General features: G+C 32.4%; 17 protein-coding genes. 9 read left to right on the top strand and 8 right to left on the bottom strand.

Annotation, left to right across the window (positions count from 1 at the left end; translation table 11 throughout):
- Window position 1: 1 nt before the first annotated feature.
- Together M4I21_RS03750 and rluF are read right to left on the bottom strand one after the other, a co-directional pair.
- On the bottom strand, window positions 2–844 hold the full coding sequence (locus M4I21_RS03750; RefSeq protein ID WP_249557712.1) for an endonuclease/exonuclease/phosphatase family protein: 843 nt from the start codon (window positions 842–844) through the stop codon (window positions 2–4).
- Complete coding sequence (gene rluF, locus M4I21_RS03745; RefSeq protein ID WP_249557711.1) at window positions 837–1,574, bottom strand: 23S rRNA pseudouridine(2604) synthase RluF; 738 nt, start codon at window positions 1,572–1,574, stop codon at window positions 837–839. The genes M4I21_RS03750 and rluF overlap by 8 nt, the downstream gene beginning before the upstream one ends.
- A gap of 229 nt (window positions 1,575–1,803) precedes the next feature.
- Between rluF and M4I21_RS03740 the strand changes: the two genes are divergently transcribed.
- The 5 genes from M4I21_RS03740 to M4I21_RS03720 all read left to right on the top strand — a co-directional run bounded on the left by M4I21_RS03740 (window position 1,804) and on the right by M4I21_RS03720 (window position 4,987).
- Window positions 1,804–3,126: a 2TM domain-containing protein gene (locus M4I21_RS03740; RefSeq protein ID WP_249557709.1), complete on the top strand. Its 1,323-nt coding sequence runs from the start codon at window positions 1,804–1,806 to the stop codon at window positions 3,124–3,126.
- 32 nt (window positions 3,127–3,158) lie between these two features.
- On the top strand, window positions 3,159–3,464 hold the full coding sequence (locus M4I21_RS03735; RefSeq protein WP_249557708.1) for a 2TM domain-containing protein: 306 nt from the start codon (window positions 3,159–3,161) through the stop codon (window positions 3,462–3,464).
- Window positions 3,464–3,796, top strand: a complete 333-nt coding sequence (locus tag M4I21_RS03730; protein ID WP_249557706.1) for a 2TM domain-containing protein — start codon at window positions 3,464–3,466, stop codon at window positions 3,794–3,796. Before M4I21_RS03735 ends, M4I21_RS03730 begins: the two co-directional genes overlap by 1 nt.
- A 1-nt stretch (window position 3,797) precedes the next feature.
- The gene (locus tag M4I21_RS03725) at window positions 3,798–4,139 is read left to right on the top strand and encodes a 2TM domain-containing protein (protein ID WP_249557705.1); all 342 of its coding nucleotides are present in this window, start codon (window positions 3,798–3,800) and stop codon (window positions 4,137–4,139) included.
- A 92-nt stretch (window positions 4,140–4,231) separates the two neighbouring features.
- Window positions 4,232–4,987 (top strand): LytR/AlgR family response regulator transcription factor, encoded by a 756-nt coding sequence (locus tag M4I21_RS03720; RefSeq protein WP_249557701.1) that lies wholly within the window; start codon window positions 4,232–4,234, stop codon window positions 4,985–4,987.
- A gap of 96 nt (window positions 4,988–5,083) precedes the next feature.
- On the opposite strand, the gene M4I21_RS03715 is transcribed toward M4I21_RS03720, so the two are convergent.
- A complete protein-coding gene (locus M4I21_RS03715; protein WP_249557699.1) occupies window positions 5,084–6,265 on the bottom strand; it encodes an LETM1-related biofilm-associated protein in 1,182 nt (393 codons plus the stop codon).
- 143 nt (window positions 6,266–6,408) lie between these two features.
- Between M4I21_RS03715 and M4I21_RS18640 the strand changes: the two genes are divergently transcribed.
- From M4I21_RS18640 to M4I21_RS03695, 4 genes are all read left to right on the top strand, one after another.
- Window positions 6,409–7,086 carry a DUF4331 family protein gene (locus M4I21_RS18640; protein ID WP_349628821.1) on the top strand — a complete coding sequence of 226 codons (678 nt, stop codon included), beginning with the start codon at window positions 6,409–6,411 and terminating at the stop codon, window positions 7,084–7,086.
- A 24-nt stretch (window positions 7,087–7,110) separates the two neighbouring features.
- Window positions 7,111–7,806 carry a hypothetical protein gene (locus M4I21_RS03705; protein WP_349628820.1) on the top strand — a complete coding sequence of 232 codons (696 nt, stop codon included), beginning with the start codon at window positions 7,111–7,113 and terminating at the stop codon, window positions 7,804–7,806.
- Window positions 7,807–7,881: 75 nt separating this feature from the next.
- Window positions 7,882–9,159 carry a tetratricopeptide repeat protein gene (locus M4I21_RS03700; RefSeq protein ID WP_249557698.1) on the top strand — a complete coding sequence of 426 codons (1,278 nt, stop codon included), beginning with the start codon at window positions 7,882–7,884 and terminating at the stop codon, window positions 9,157–9,159.
- Window positions 9,160–9,410: 251 nt separating this feature from the next.
- On the top strand, window positions 9,411–9,554 hold the full coding sequence (locus M4I21_RS03695; protein ID WP_249557697.1) for a hypothetical protein: 144 nt from the start codon (window positions 9,411–9,413) through the stop codon (window positions 9,552–9,554).
- Between the two features lie 165 nt (window positions 9,555–9,719).
- Here the strand turns inward: M4I21_RS03695 and M4I21_RS03690 are convergent, their stop codons facing one another.
- From M4I21_RS03690 to M4I21_RS03670, 5 genes are all read right to left on the bottom strand, one after another.
- The gene (locus tag M4I21_RS03690; RefSeq protein ID WP_249557695.1) at window positions 9,720–10,517 is read right to left on the bottom strand and encodes an anti-sigma factor; all 798 of its coding nucleotides are present in this window, start codon (window positions 10,515–10,517) and stop codon (window positions 9,720–9,722) included.
- 4 nt (window positions 10,518–10,521) lie between these two features.
- Window positions 10,522–11,052 (bottom strand): RNA polymerase sigma factor, encoded by a 531-nt coding sequence (locus M4I21_RS03685; RefSeq protein WP_072301831.1) that lies wholly within the window; start codon window positions 11,050–11,052, stop codon window positions 10,522–10,524.
- A gap of 88 nt (window positions 11,053–11,140) precedes the next feature.
- Window positions 11,141–11,797, bottom strand: a complete 657-nt coding sequence (locus M4I21_RS03680) for a hypothetical protein (protein ID WP_249557693.1) — start codon at window positions 11,795–11,797, stop codon at window positions 11,141–11,143.
- Between the two features lie 53 nt (window positions 11,798–11,850).
- Window positions 11,851–15,060: a VPS10 domain-containing protein gene (locus M4I21_RS03675; RefSeq protein WP_249557691.1), complete on the bottom strand. Its 3,210-nt coding sequence runs from the start codon at window positions 15,058–15,060 to the stop codon at window positions 11,851–11,853.
- 48 nt (window positions 15,061–15,108) lie between these two features.
- The gene (locus tag M4I21_RS03670) at window positions 15,109–15,669 is read right to left on the bottom strand and encodes a PepSY domain-containing protein (protein ID WP_249557689.1); all 561 of its coding nucleotides are present in this window, start codon (window positions 15,667–15,669) and stop codon (window positions 15,109–15,111) included.
- Window positions 15,670–15,739: the final 70 nt, after the last annotated feature.

The raw sequence follows: 15,739 nt of genomic DNA, 5'->3' as shown, positions 1-15,739 counted from the left end.
ATTACTTTTTTATAGTTAGTGTTGTAAGTACAGGTAAATGATCAGATACGTGTTTGTTGTTGTCTAGTCTGTCATCTATAATTAGCACAGATAAAACATCAAGATTTTTTACAAATATGTAATCTATTCTGTCTTTTAAAACCATATCTGTAAAGCCATTAAAAGTGCCTTTTGGTCCGTATGGTTTTTCTGCTGTTGCAGAGTAGCTATCTTCTAGGTAATTTTTTATGGTTGTAATAGTTGTTGTAATTGGGGTAACATTAAAATCTCCCATTAAAATAACAGGATTGTTTTCTGTATTTAAACTCTTAATCTTTTCTGTAATTAGTTTGGCAGAGTTTTTACGAGCCTCCACACCAATATGATCAAAATGAGTATTAAATACCCAGTAGTTCTGTTTTGTTATTTTATGTTCAAAAAGGGCATAAGAACAAATACGTTCCATAGATGCATCCCACCCAATAGAGATTTTATTAGGTGTTGTAGATAACCAAAATGTATTGGTAGCTATTACATTATAGTCTTTATGGTTGTAATAAATAGCACTGTATTCTCCTTTTTCCTTGCCATTATCTCTACCAACACCAACGTAACTGTAGTTTGGTAAATTAGTATCTAAATACCTAACTTGGTTGTGTAAGCCTTCTTGTATACCTAAAAAAGTTGGATTGTAATGTTGTACTAAAGCTACCATTTTAGCTTTGCGAAAGTTCCAATTGTTTATAGTGTCACCAGTATTATCATACTTAATATTAAAGGTCATTGCCTTTATATTCTGACTAGTAAGAGAAGTCGAAAATAATGTAAACGCAACAACTATAACAAAGGCATACTTTTTAATCATTTCTAATTGTTTTTGTAGATGTTTCTACAAGTCTATTTATTTCTGTAAGCTCCTCTTTAGTAAACTCACGGTACGTGCCAACTGGCATATCCAAAGAAATATTCATAATACGTACACGTTTTAGTGTAACAACATTGTATCCTAAATACTCTGTCATCCTTCTAATTTGTCTATTAAGACCTTGTGTAAGTATAATTTTAAACTCGTATTTACTTAATTTTTCTACTTTACATTTTCTGGTAATAGTGTCTAAAATAGGTATACCATTACTCATTTGGTGTAGAAATTCGTCTGTAATAATATTATCTACCTTAACTATGTACTCTTTTTCGTGATGATTTCTAGCGCGTAAAATCTTGTTTACAATATCGCCGTCGTTAGTTAAGAATATTAAACCTTCACTAGGCTTATCTAATCTACCAATAGGAAAAATACGTTTAGGGTAATTTATATATTCTATGATATTATCTTTTTCTACACGTGTATCTGTGGTGCAAACAATGCCAACAGGCTTGTTAAAAGCTAGATATACAAAATCTTCTTTAGGTTCAGAAATTAGCTCTCCATCTACGCGTACTTCATCATCAGGAACTATTTTAGTTCCCATTTCTGGCACTTTGCCATTGATGGTTACACGTCCTTGGTCTATTAGTTTGTCTGCCGCTCGGCGAGAGCAATAACCAACTTCACTTAAATATTTATTAATTCTAGTTGCTTGTACTTCTTTCATTATAATTGCTATTCTAACGACAAAGATAAGGGTTTGTTTTACTTTGTTCCTTTAATTTTTCTGAGTTTTAGTCGTGTAGATTACAGAATTGTACTAATTTTTTACAGCTCATCTGCAAAAACATACAATTCGGTTTTATTTTATTGTTGTAGTGTAGGTAATACTTCAACTTTGTAGCAGATAAGAACAACAAATATTTAGTAATTTAGAGGCAAATCAGATTTTTAGAATGTTCAACATAAGAAAAATATTAAAAATAAGTATTTACATTACAATTGTACTAACCATTATAAATGTATTGGGTACTATTAGTAACGGCTTTTCTTTAACCAATGCGTTACGTAATGCGGCTATTAGCTTTTTATATTCTTTTGTTTTAAGTGTGGTAAATGCTTATTATTTTCAATACATAACTAAAGTGTATACTTGGGAACATCAACCAAAAAAGAGATTGTGGTTTGGTGCATTTGGCTCCATATTACTTACGGTTATTGCTTTTGCAATAGTAAAATTTATAATAGCAATTGTTCTTTTTGGTAACAGTATAGAGCATTTTGTAAACAACCAAACGCTGGCGCCGTATATGTTAGCGCTATTAATTTCTATAGTAGTTTCATTAGCATTACACGCGTATTATTTTTATAAATACATACAAGATTCTAAAATAAAAGAGCAAAAAATTATAGCAGGTACGGCTTCTGCAAAGTTCGATGCTTTAAAGAACCAGTTAGATCCACATTTTTTATTTAACAGCTTAAATGTGCTAACAAGTTTAATAGAAGAAGATCCGTTCCAGGCGCAAAAGTTTACTACATCATTATCTAAAGTATACAGATATGTTTTAGAACAGAAAAATAAAGATTTGGTGACAGTAGACGAAGAATTGCAGTTTGCTAAAACATATATACGATTACTAAAAATGAGGTTTGAAGACAGTATTGTTTTTGAAGTGCCAGAAAAAAGTAGTAATCCAGATGCTAAAATAATACCATTGTCTTTACAATTGTTGTTAGAGAATGCAGTAAAACACAATATAGTGTCATCCAATAAACCATTGCATTTAAGGGTTGAAGAAATAGATAATATGCTAATTGTGAGTAATAATTTACAAGAGAAAAAAGTTGTTAAAAAGAGTAGTGGAGTGGGACTTAAAAACATACATCAACGCTACAAAATGTTAACAGACAGAACAGTAATCATCAACAAAGACGCAGCAGAATTTAGTGTTCACTTGCCAATCTTAACCAAAAAAGTATCAACCATGGAAACGCAAAAAGTACATTTAGACGAAAAACGATATCAACGCGCAAAAGAACGAGTAGAGAAAATAAAAGGGTTTACATACAACCTAGTTTCCTATTGCTTTGTTATTCCATTTTTAATATGGTTAAACTATAGAACTACAGATTTTCCTTGGTCAGTATTTCCTGCCTTTGGTTGGGGCTTAGGGTTAGCTGCTCACGGTATGGAGGCTTTTGGTTACAATCCATTGTTTGGCAAAAACTGGGAGAATCGTAAGATTAAAGAATACATGGAAGACGACAAGTTTTAAAATAATACACCAACTAACCTTAAAATAGAAAGATGGAAATTAACACTAACGAAGACAAATATATAAGGGCTAAAGAGCGTGTAAAGGATGAAAAAGAGTTTTACAACAAAGTAATATCTTCATCTTTTACAATAGCCGTAGTAGCTGCAATAAACTACTATGTAAACGAATTTAGTAACCCTTGGTTTTTATGGGTTGTATTAGGAGTGGGTATTAGTCTTGTTTTTAAAGCGGTAAAAGTATTTAATGTTTTTCCGTTTATGGGTAAGGACTGGGAGCAGAAGAAAATTAACCAGTTGATGAAAGAGGATGAGGAAACTAATAAAAAATGGAGGTAATGGAAGATTATAGTCAAGAATATAGAAACGAAAAGCTAGAGAGAGCTCAAGAAAAAATAAAGCAGCTAAAAGGGTTTTACGTACACCTAACAGTATATGTAATAGTAAACACCTTTATTGTTGGCAATGTTGTTTACAACTCTGGATGGGATGGCTTTTTAAATATAGGAACTTACTTTACACCATTTTTTTGGGGAATAGGACTCGTTGGCCATTATTCTAAAGTATATGGTTCGTTACCTTTTTTTAGTAAAAACTGGGAGAAACGTCAGATAGAAAAGTACATGGAAAAGGAAAAAAGAGAGTCAGATGATTTTTTAAAAAAGAAATAAAATGAAAAAAGAACCATTGGGTAAATTAGAAAGAGCGGAAAAAAAAGTAAAAGAAATTATGGATTTTTACAATCATTTAGCTTGGTTTTTGGTTGTTAATAGTATAGTCTTAATAGTTAGATTTAAAATGATAGATAGCTTCTCTGTTGAATTTGATGTTGTAGGAAAAAACGTTACGAATTGGATTGATGTTAATATGACGATATTGCCATTACTTTGGCTCTTTGGACTAACCTGTCATGGGCTTTATGTTTTTAAAGACAAGTTTCGGTTTTATAAAAACTGGGAGCAACGCCAAATTGAAAAATATATGGAGGAAGATAACGATACCAAATACATGTAATTTAAAAAATACGATCTTAAAATTTAGAAATAGAACAGGCAGTTTTAAATTAATTTTTCTATGTTGCCAACAATAACTAAATAACCAAACCAATGAATGTAATAATTATTGAAGATGAAAAACCAGCAGCAAGAAGACTAAGTAGATTGCTTGCAGAATTAGATGTTACAGTTTCTACAATGTTACACTCGGTTGAAGAATCTATAATTTGGTTTAACGAGAACAAGCACCCCGATTTAATTTTTTTAGACATACAATTATCAGATGGTTTGTCTTTTGAAATTTTTGATCAAGTAGAGGTGAAAAGCGCTATTATTTTTACCACTGCTTATGATGAATATGCGCTGCAAGCTTTTAAATTAAATAGCATAGATTATCTGCTAAAACCTTTAGATGATGAGGAGCTAGAAGTTGCTGTTAAAAAGTACAGGGATATGGCCTCTTCTAAAACTCAATTATCTGTAGATTTTGAAGACATAAAAAGACTGCTTGTAAACCCAATTGAGCGCGAGTATAAAAAGCGATTTACGGTTAAGGTTGGGCAGCATATAAAGATTATAAATGCAGATGAGATAGAATGTTTTTATAGCGAGAATAAAGGCACATATGCAGCTACTTCAGATGGTAGAAATTACCTGTTAGATATTAGCCTTGAGAATTTAGAATCTGAGCTAGAACCTAAAAACTTTTTTAGAGTTAGTCGTAAGTTTTATGTAAATGTAAATTTTATAAAAGATATTGTATCTTACACAAATTCTAGATTAAAAATAGTGCTAAATAAGTACAGTGAGTCAGAAATTATAGTGAGTAGGGAAAAGGTAAAAGACTTTAAGTTGTGGTTAGAGTAGTGCTTTTTAAATAAATGGTTTGCAGTATGGTAATATAATAAAAAAACCTAGTATAAGTTTTCTCTATACTAGGTTTTTTTATGTTTTTGTGTATTGTTATTCTATTCTGTTCTCATCAAAAGAAGAGGGAAGTAATTTTGGAATCAGTTTAATAAAAATAGGTAGTAAAATAGCTCCTCCTGGCAACATAAAAATAGCCAAAGACGGTATGCTTTTAAAAATGTCTAAGAGTTGGTTTTGTACTTTTCTCTTTTCTTCTACACTTAAATTTGTAACCGTAGATTTAGAAATTAGGGCGACTAATTCTTTACTTTCAGATAACTCTTTTTGCAATCTTTTACTATTTCTTAGTATTAGTTTATTGGCAAATTTAGACGTGTTATCGTAGAATTTCTCAGCTAAATTATGATCTTTTAAATGCGGTATTTTTTTAGCATTTTCTTTAAAAAATACAGCTACTTTTTCTATAGAGTTTTCTACTTCTTTTTTTGTCAAATTTAGATCGTTTGCGATACCAAAAACAAACTCAGATTCTTTGTAGTCTAAGGTTAAATCTTCCCAGGCTGTAACACAAATAATATCCATTAAATAGTGATACACTTCGGGTGTAAATTTATCAATTAAACGAACTCTATATTGTGCATCAAAATGATGATAATCGTCAGGTAAAAACGATAAAGAAGCAATAAATAAATAACTTAATCGCTCGTCATATTTTTGCTGATGTTTAGAATTTAACGTGTGGTGTACAAGATTTATTAAGATATATTCTAACTCTTCAGCATACTTTTTTATGTCTTTTTCATCCTGCAAAAAACGTTTAAAAAGTAAAACATCAACAAATAGCAAGGTGTTTGTAACAGAGCTTCCAAAGGTTTTATTTATTAAATTATCTTCTAAAGAGACTCTAGATTTTATAAGTATTTCTAGTTTGTTACTCGCTTTAGAACTGGTAAAAACCTTGTCAAAAAAGCTAGAATCTACTCCTAGAGCTTCGTAAAAGTGGTTCGTTTTTTCTACAAAATTGCTATAATTTTTGTCATTGTACGCTATAACATACGTAAAATATAAAGCAGTAATAAGGTTTGCTTTTGCATTTTCATCCTCTGTGGGTGTGTGTGTAATTGGTATAAAATCTAACCATTTTACGTGTATTCCATAAATAAAACCTGTAGTCGAAAGACTACGGTATAAGTCATTAAAATTAGAATAAGTAACGCCACTATTTGTTACCGTTTGTCCAAACTTATCTATCCAACCAGAAGAAGAAGGGTTCATAACTTAATTTTTATGCTAAGCTATATATTGTATAGATGTAATAAATGGATTATTTCGTTTTAACATAATTTTAACAATTAAAAACCAAACCCTCCTAATCAATGCTGCGTAGGTAAGGCGAATTTAATTTTAAACATACTACAATGAGAAAAAACAGAAATTTATTAGTTGTATGCTTACTAGCAATAGTAGGTGTGGTATTAGTAGCGGCAGATCATATTGATGCTCCGTCTACTACAGGTAAGACTGCGGATATTGCAGATTTTTATGCTTTTGAGCCAACAGTTGGGTCAGACAATACAGTATTTATTGTTGACTTACAAACAAGTGTTCTTCCAGATTTAGCTTATGGTACTTTTGACGAAGGCGTATTAACAGAAATAAATATTGATAGAGATGGTGATTTAGTAGAGGATATAGTGATACAAGCTATACCAAGAGATGGTAAAATGTATTTCTTTGGTCCAGTTGCTCCATCTTCTACAGGGTTAAACGGAGAAGTAATGGTAGATTCTCCTTTAGGATCTGTTGCTATTTCTAATGCTACGGCTACAGTAGAAGAGTTATCTAACGGAGTTAAGTTATTTGCTGGCCCAAGACAAGATGCTTTCTTTTTTGATTTTTTCCAATTTAATGCTGTAATAGGTGGTATGGCTCCAGAAGGTTTTAAAGTTTCTACAGAGGCTGTAGATACTTTTGATGGTGCAAATACGATGTCTATAGCAATAGAGATTCCTAATGCAATGTTAGGTACTACTACTGCTACTAATGCTTTAGGTTTAGAAGTATACAAAACTTGGGTTACTACAAACAAAAAATAATAACAACACTAAAAATTTACAATTATGAAACTAAACAATATAAAACACCTTGCCTTAGCTTTTGGAGCGGCATTAACTATTGCATCTTGTTCTGATGATGATAACGGAGATATGCAAATGGAACCAGAAACGACTGATTTTTCTGGAACGTATGCACAGGTAGACCATATGGGGAGACCAGGTATAAATACAGTTTTGTCTTTTGACATGAACGGACAAGCAAGTGTAAAAGACGCACAGAATGTTACAATACCATCGGAAATGGGAGCTATGTTTCAGGCAGGTTTTGAAGCAAGGTTAGAACAATACCATGATGTTTATGCAAATTTATTAGGAGCAGATCCTGCAGCTGTAAACTACGAGAACAATATTTTAGGTTTAGATGCTGCTACATTAACTGGTTATTTAGCTGCTGATGTTTTAGAAGTTGCTCCTAATTTACCAACTACTTACTTTAATCCTGGTACAGACAACGATGGCGATGGTAGAATTTTAGTTCCAGATGGTGATGAAGTTGCTTTAACTGGAAGATTAATTACAGACGATGTTATTGATGTTTCTTTAATTCTACTTTTTGGTGGAGCTGAAGGCGATCGTTTTAGTGGTCAAGATACAGATGGCGATGGTATGGCAGATTTACCTCGTTTAACATCAGATGGTGTTAGCTTAACAGCTACAGTTTCTACTGATTTTCCTTTTTTAGGAACTCCAGAAAACTAGAATACAATAACTATAAGGGGAGGTTTTTGCCTCCCTTTATTACTACTTTTTATAACTCTACAAAAATTAAATATAATGAAAAAGATAGCCCTACTTATACTAACAATTACTTTGGTCTCTTGTAATTTAGGAGGCAGTACAGCAGTTACAAGTGCAGAAGATTACAATGCTTATTTAAAGGTTGATGCAGAAAAAACAACCTCAAGAAAATATGAGTTGTGGAACTCAAAAATAGAACCAGACAGTATGCAATTAACCAGTTTTGGTATAGTTGCGCAAGAGTATAACAGGTATTTTAAAAATACTGGCAAAATAGAATACTTAAAAAAGGCAGAACAAAGCTTAGTTAAGGCAGTAGAAATTGCAGCAGTTGGTAAAGCTGGGTATTATAGGTCTTTAGCACGTACTTATATTTCTGAACACAGATTTAAAGAAGCTTTAGAAATGGCAATGAAAGCGCAAAAAATGGGAAGTGGAGTAGAGGAAACTCAAGGTCTTTTGTTTGATGTGTATATGGAATTAGGAAATTATACGGAAGCCGAAAATAACTTGAACCTTTTAAAAGATAAAAATAGTTTTGGTTATTTAATACGTATTGCTAAATGGAAAGATTATAAAGGTGATTTAGAAGCAACCATTGCGTATATGGAAAAAGCAAAGCAATTAGCAGAAATGGCGAATGATAAAACTCTTAAAATATGGTCTTACACTAATATTGCAGATTATTACGGTCACGCCGGAAGAATTAAAGATTCTTATAACTACTATTTAAAATCATTAGAGTTAGAACCTCACAATGCGTATGCTAAAAAGGGAATTGCTTGGATTGTATTTTCTCATGAAAGAAACCCAGAAGAAGCATTGCGCATTCTAAATGCGATTACCAAAAACTATAATTCTCCAGATTACTATTTGTTAAAGACAGAGATTGCAGAATATCAAGGGAACCATAAAGAGAAGCTTAAAAATATGGATCAATACATAAAGGCAGTAGACAACCCTGCGTATGGAGCTATGTACAACAGTTATAACGTTAATTTTTATTTAGATTACACAGATTTATACACAAAAGCTCTAGAAATAGCAGAACAAGAAATTAAAAATAGAGAAACACCAGAGTCGTATATGTTATTAGCCAACAGTCTTTATAAAAAGGGAGATTTAACTAATGCTCTACAAATTATAGTAAAGCATATAGATGGTAAAACTTTTGAACCACATATTTTATATAATGCTGCAGAAATATACAAAGCAGCAGGTAATACACAAAAGGTCAAAGAATTAAAAGTAGAATTATCTGGAGCTATTTACGAATTAGGTCCAAATATGGAGAAGAAGATTAAGCTATTATAAGTAAGGTTAGGGATTGTTTATAAGTACAACTTTTGTAGAGCTTAGTTGTAGGTTGTTGCTAAAAGTGCCAAAACAGTTATGTTTTAGGCACTTTTTTTTTAACAAAATTTAAGATTTTTTTGTATCTTCAATACTAAATTGATAAAAATACAGTTTTAATAAAACCACTTAACCTAAAACTCCGTATGTAGTGAAAATCGCGGTAGTGCAATTCCTAAAGTTGTACTATTTGTATTAAAACATATTTGTATATGGAATATTACTTTTTTATACTTTGGATCGCAATTATGGCCTTTTATGGTTATAAGTTATTAGCTGCTCATAAATCTTTAAAAAAGATGGAGTATAATAACACACACAAAAGAAAAGATAAACAGATTAAGATACACAAGTAGTGTTTTTTAGTAGGTTCTTAAAATATGTTTGTTTAACATTTATTGGTTTTGTTAAATAAGGAAGCTCTACGCGTGTAGAGCTTTTTTTATGCGCTACTATCATATAAAATAAAAAATCCTCTAGTATAGACTAGAGGATTTTTTATTGTTTGTACTCTTAAACTATTAAGAGTTAGAAGCTACACCTAATGTATATAGTTGCTCTAGATTTGGAGACTCACTACCTCCGGCTGGTTCTAATGTAATACCAAATGCTTCAGATTCATTGTTATTTGCTAACGCAAATATTTTGTTTTTATCACCTTTAAAGTCTTCTAATAAACCAAGACTGGTTGGCGTTAAAGGATTAAGTTTTAAAGACCATACTTGGTATACAAAACCATCTGGAGGCTGTGGTAATCCCTTTGCATCTATAAATACTTTCTTTTCTGCTTTGTTCCAATACGCTTTAGCAAAAGACTCAGGAGATACGGCTTGTCCCCCTAAGGCAACTACAGCAATATTTTTATCTCTAATTGTATTTAATAAATCTTGAGATTTTAGTAAAGAGTTGTTGGCATTCTCTATGGTAGTTTCTAAAGTTTCTTTTTCTTGAGATACTACCTCTATTTTAGATTCTAATTCTTTATTCTGGTTGTACATCCAAAATAAACCAGCAGATAAAACAACAGCAGCAGCCCAACCAGTATAACTAGACCAGTTGCTTTTTTCTTTTGGTAATGCTATAACTTTAGGTTCAGACAGGCCTAGTCTAGGTCTTAGTGCGTTAAAGTTAGCTTTGTCCATAGTTGGGGCAGCTTTTTTACTTAAAGCTAAAATTGACGCCTCTATAGCTTCTATTTCCTTTTTTAATTCAGGATATTGTTCAGCATCTTTATGTACTTGTTCGTTTTCTTCTTTAGAAAGCAAACCAGCAACATAAAGTTCTAATTTTCCGGATGATATGTATTCTTCAATATTCATATGCCTAGTTCAATACATTTTTTCTTAATTGCGAAATGCAACTTCTATTTCTTGTTTTAACAGTGCCAATAGGAATATTTAACTCCTCAGAAGCTTCCTTCTGTGTATACCCTTTAAAATACAGCATTTCTATTATCTGTACACAGGTGCTTTTTAAATCTTGTAAAAACTTTTTAATACCTATAGCATCAGTTTTATGATCAAGATTTGTACTGTCTTCTAGTATACCTACGAAGTAATCTGCAGATAGGTTTTGTTTGCTGTTTTTGTGTGACTTAGAGCGCACTTCATCGATAGCGGCATTACGCGCAATGTTTAAAATCCAAGTAAAAAAACGACCTTTAGAAGAATTATATTTATCAGCATTATTCCATATTTTAATAAATACATCTTGACAAATTTCTTGCGATATATCTGAGTTCTTAACAATAGTGTTAATTACACCACAGATATTTTCTGCATACATATTGTAGAGTTTTTCAAAAGCTTTGGGATCTTTTTGCTGAAACTGTACTACTAGGGTTTCTAATTGCATATAAATTTATATATCTAGATTCTAAAAATACAAAAAGCTACGTAATAACGTAGCTTTTATATAGATTGCTTTTGGGAGTTTCTGTATATTACTTTTTCATTAAAAGAACCTCTCCTTTTATAGCAACATCTTCCCAAGTTTTACTTATACCATCTGCACCAGTATGTAATGCTTCACAAGCTTTGTTAATAGATGCAACTGCATCTAAAGCACTCCACTCACCTAAATTCATTACTCCAGTAAAGGTGTATTTGTTATCAGCTAATTTTTCAGTTTCTAATGGTATGCTAGCCGTTTCTCCGTTTAAAGTAACCTCTAAAGAAGTTTTATCTCCATCAACCTTTAAAACCCCAGAAATTAACTCGGTGTTTTTCATTACACCAAAAAAGAATTCTAAAATTTTAGGATCTCTAGTTCCAGTACCATCGTTTGTAAATAAGCTACTAACAGGAATACTAAACTCTGTGCCATTTAAAGCTTCTAAAGCTGTAGCACCAGTATTAGATTTAGTAATGTTAATAGTTTTAAATGTTCCACCAACAGGTACTTTGTCTGTAGTTTTGTACGCCGTAAAACTAGCTTTTGTAGAATCTGCTACTAAAGAATATTGTACTTCTGTCTCTGCGTGACTATGATCTGCATCATTATGGTCTTCTGAGCTATGAGAATCTTCTTTGTTTGCATTTTTACAACTAAAAGCTGCTACGGCTAATAAGCTTACACATACTAATTTTATCTTTTTCATAATACTATTATTTAATAAAGCATAAAGGTAAAAAATCTATTACTCTTATCCTTTTAATTAACTCTAAAGGTTTTAATTTCTTTAAAAGAAATAGTTTTTAAGTCGCCTATTCTAGATTTATAGGGATTCCATTTTTCTGTAAAAAATGTATTTGTTTTTTCTAAAGTATTTTCTAACTCTTCTTTGGCAAATTGTATTAATCTTTTTTCTGTTTCAGTTATGCCAGTTTTTCTGCTGCGGACATACCCGCTGGCACTGCTAATTCTTTGCATAACTGTTATTTCTGGATTTCTTGTTATCCCTTGCCTTTTGTCTATTGTACCTAAATAAAGAGCCATAACACTATCTATTTCTTTAACAATTTCTGTAGATAATTTTATCTCTTCTTTGTATTTTTCTTTGTCCAATAAAGATAAATCTGCTTTGTATTTAGTTGCTGTATTTTTACTTTCTACCAATTGTTTAACAGCGTCTGCAGCAGTTTGTGTATAATTAGCTAAAACATTGTTGGCAGCATAAACATCATTAATAGCAGCAGAAGATACATTTAACCTTGGATCCGATTTTACAATTAGCATTGTCTCTGCTGTAGTTGTACCGTATGTTAACTGCACTTTGTATGTGCCAGGTTTTACACCTTGTCCGCTAGGCTCTCTTTTCGATTTTTTTATGCTACGCGATGGTCTTTCTGGACCTTTTTCCGTCATATTCCAGTAGTAACGTTGTAATCCTGTCTTTTTAGGAGCTTTAATTTTAATAGTACGTATTAAATCATCACCATTATAAAACTGAAAATGTAAAGAATCTTTAGAAACAACGCCATCTTTTTTAGCAAGAGAATCATCTTTGTCATCTTTTTTATCTTTAGTAGCTTCTGGCTTTTCTACTTTTTCTTTTTTCTTGTAGAAATACGTTAGCATGGCACCACCTTTTTTGTTTTCGCCATTAAACAAGGCGTCTGCACCAAATCTGCTTCCGGTTGGTTGTTGGTATGCAGCTTGGTATGCTGTAGGAGGTGTAAATAAAACAACATCTTTAGAAAGTAAAGTTTTGTCTTTAGCTATAGCTCTTAGTGGTCTAATATCATCTAAAACCCAAGCAGCTCTACCAAAAGTACCAATAACAAGATCGTGCTCTCTAGGGTGTATAACTAAATCTTTTGTAGATACAGTAGGGAAACCTTCTGTCCATTTTTGCCATTTACTACCAGCATCAAAGGAAACATATAATCCATCATCTGTACCTAAAAACAATAAGTTTGGTGTTTCTGGATCTTCAATAATAGCTAAAGCATAACTCTTAACATCGTTTTCATCTACAATTCTTGTCCACGTTTTACCGTAATTTCTTGTTCTGTATACATAAGGTGTGTAATTAAATCTTCTATAATCGTTGGCAATAAGTAACGCTTCTCCTTTGTTTTTGTTTGATGCTTTAATTTGTGGTATCCAACTGCCTTCTGGTAAACCTTTAACGTTTTTAGTAACGTCTGTCCAAGTAGTGCCGCCGTTTTGTGTTATGTGTACACGGCCATCATCTGTACCAATCCATAGCATATCTTTTTCTACAGAAGAAGGCTCTATGACTAAAATTGTACAATGATTCTCTGCACCAGTGGCATCCATAGTTAAACCACCACTTTCACTTTGTTTTTGTTTTTCAGGATCATTAGTGGTTAAATCTGGAGAGATTACAGTCCACGTTAACCCTTTATCTGTAGTTTTATGAACAAACTGACTACCAAAATAGGCTGTAGCGTTGTTAAAAGGATCTTGCCCAATTGCAGAGTTCCAGTTAAAACGTAATTTAGTTTCTGCATCTGGTGAAGTTGGTTTTACAGAGTAGTTGTTACCGGTTTTCCAATCGTATCTAGATAAAGAACCTTGCTGACTCATAGTATAACCGTACTGAGAATCATCTAAATCTGGAACAACATCAAAGCCGTCTCCAAAAGAAATTTCTTGCCAGTAGCTGTTACGTATCCCTTGAGATTTCCAAACAAAAGCAGGTCCACGCCAAGAACCATTGTCTTGCATACCACCATAAACATTATAAGGGAATTCATTATCTACATTAATATGATAAAATTGAGCTACAGGTAAGTTGCCAATAAAACGCCAAGTTTTACCGCCATCTTTGGTAATGTTTAATCCACCATCATTACCGTCCATCATAAATTCTCCGTTTTCAGGGTGTATCCACCACGCGTGATGATCTGGGTGCACACCATTATCTGCACCATAAGCAGGCATTAATTGGTTAAAGTTTTTTCCTCCATCCTCAGATACATTTATATAAGTAAAAACAGAATATACTCTATTCTCGTTTTTAGGATCTACGTAAATTTCTGAGTAGTAAAAAGGTCTATTTCCTATATCGGCTTTATCATTAATTTTTTTCCACTTAAATCCGCCATCTTCAGATTTGTATAGTGCATTTTTTTTAGCTTCTACTAAAGCATAAACAACATTTGGTTTGTTACGTGCAATAGCAATACCAATACGGCCTAGCTCACCTTTAGGTAAACCATCTTCTTCTGTTATTTTTTTCCAGTTTTCTCCGCCATCATGGGTCATATACAAACCACTGCCGGAACCTCCAGATTTAAAAAACCAAGGATCTCTTTTATGCTCCCACATGGCAGCAATTAGCTTGTTTGGGTTTGTAGGGTCCATGACCAAGTCTGCAACACCAGATTTGTTGTTGGTGAATAATATTTTTTTCCAAGTAACACCGCCATCAATAGTTTTAAAAACACCACGTTCTGGATGTTCTCCCCAAGGAGAACCAATTGCACCAGCATAAACTATATTTGGATTTGTAGGGTCTATTACAATTCTGTGTATGTGTCTGGTTTTTTCTAAGCCCATTGGCAACCAGTTTTTACCACCGTCTAAAGATTTGTAAATACCGTAACCACCATTTAAACTGTTTCTTGGGTTACCTTCGCCTGTACCAACCCAAATAACAGATGGGTTACTTTGTTGTATAGCAACAGCACCAACAGAAGCCGTAACTTCCTTATCAAATATAGGATCCCATTTTATACCACCAGAAGTAGACTTCCATAATCCACCAGAAGCTGTACCGGCATAAATAATATCAGGATTGGTATGTACTGCATCAATGGCAGTTACACGGCCGCTCATACCTCCGGGGCCAATATTTCTAGGTTTTAAATCTTGTACATAGTCCATTTTAAAATCTTGTGCAGAAAGGCACAAGACGGTAAAAAAGAATAAAAGTGAGTGTAGTTTTTTCATTTTTAGTTGATCTTAGTTTGGTTTAAAAATAGGTATTTGTGAGTTATTTTATTGATTGTCAGTAGATTTAATTTTTTTTATTTTCTTAGGGTTTATCCAAAGTATAATTCCACTTACACTTATAAATATAAGGCCTAGAGCTATTATGGATGAGTAAAAGAGTTTAAATGCAGAGGTATTATTCTTTATTAAAAAATCTAGAATAGACCCATCGTGTATCATTTCTATAATAGTATCTGTACGCTGCTTTGCGGATACAATTTTACCAGTGTAACAGTTTATTTGTAGTTCCGTAAAGTGATCTTCGAAACTAACTTTAGCAATGCCTTTTGTAGGCCTGTAGTCTATTCTGTTAATTGTAGTAGAGAGTTGCAAAGAGTCTATATAGGCAATAGCATTTTGTTCTATTATTTCTAAAGGAACAAGCGCTTTATTATTGTGCGCTATTTTAGATGTTGGTGGCTGTAAATAAAGTTCTTTTTTCCAGGCAAGTAAGGCACCTGTAACACTTATAAGTAGAATAAAAAACACCAAGACAATTGCTATTGTTTTATGTAATTTTCTGTATAAACGAGTGCTTTTCGCAAGCTTATTAATTTTTATTTTCAATAGGAACTTATTTAAAGTTTCCGAAAATAATGAAAACTCTATCAAAATTTCATAATAATATGTTAACAAA

Origin of the sequence: Cellulophaga sp. 20_2_10 (genome assembly GCF_023476645.1) — a bacterium.
GTDB lineage: Bacteria > Bacteroidota > Bacteroidia > Flavobacteriales > Flavobacteriaceae > Cellulophaga.
Note: the sequence above shows the minus strand (reverse complement) of the source record. Positions and strands in the feature narration are given on the sequence as shown.

Coding starts and splice junctions, on each gene's coding strand:
- M4I21_RS03750 (WP_249557712.1), bottom strand. CDS start 844: ATGATTAAAAAGTATGCCTTTGTTATAGTTGTTGCGTTTACATTATTT.
- rluF (WP_249557711.1), bottom strand. CDS start 1,574: ATGAAAGAAGTACAAGCAACTAGAATTAATAAATATTTAAGTGAAGTT.
- M4I21_RS03740 (WP_249557709.1), top strand. CDS start 1,804: ATGTTCAACATAAGAAAAATATTAAAAATAAGTATTTACATTACAATT.
- M4I21_RS03735 (WP_249557708.1), top strand. CDS start 3,159: ATGGAAATTAACACTAACGAAGACAAATATATAAGGGCTAAAGAGCGT.
- M4I21_RS03730 (WP_249557706.1), top strand. CDS start 3,464: ATGGAAGATTATAGTCAAGAATATAGAAACGAAAAGCTAGAGAGAGCT.
- M4I21_RS03725 (WP_249557705.1), top strand. CDS start 3,798: ATGAAAAAAGAACCATTGGGTAAATTAGAAAGAGCGGAAAAAAAAGTA.
- M4I21_RS03720 (WP_249557701.1), top strand. CDS start 4,232: ATGAATGTAATAATTATTGAAGATGAAAAACCAGCAGCAAGAAGACTA.
- M4I21_RS03715 (WP_249557699.1), bottom strand. CDS start 6,265: ATGAACCCTTCTTCTTCTGGTTGGATAGATAAGTTTGGACAAACGGTA.
- M4I21_RS18640 (WP_349628821.1), top strand. CDS start 6,409: ATGAGAAAAAACAGAAATTTATTAGTTGTATGCTTACTAGCAATAGTA.
- M4I21_RS03705 (WP_349628820.1), top strand. CDS start 7,111: ATGAAACTAAACAATATAAAACACCTTGCCTTAGCTTTTGGAGCGGCA.
- M4I21_RS03700 (WP_249557698.1), top strand. CDS start 7,882: ATGAAAAAGATAGCCCTACTTATACTAACAATTACTTTGGTCTCTTGT.
- M4I21_RS03695 (WP_249557697.1), top strand. CDS start 9,411: ATGGAATATTACTTTTTTATACTTTGGATCGCAATTATGGCCTTTTAT.
- M4I21_RS03690 (WP_249557695.1), bottom strand. CDS start 10,517: ATGAATATTGAAGAATACATATCATCCGGAAAATTAGAACTTTATGTT.
- M4I21_RS03685 (WP_072301831.1), bottom strand. CDS start 11,052: ATGCAATTAGAAACCCTAGTAGTACAGTTTCAGCAAAAAGATCCCAAA.
- M4I21_RS03680 (WP_249557693.1), bottom strand. CDS start 11,797: ATGAAAAAGATAAAATTAGTATGTGTAAGCTTATTAGCCGTAGCAGCT.
- M4I21_RS03675 (WP_249557691.1), bottom strand. CDS start 15,060: ATGAAAAAACTACACTCACTTTTATTCTTTTTTACCGTCTTGTGCCTT.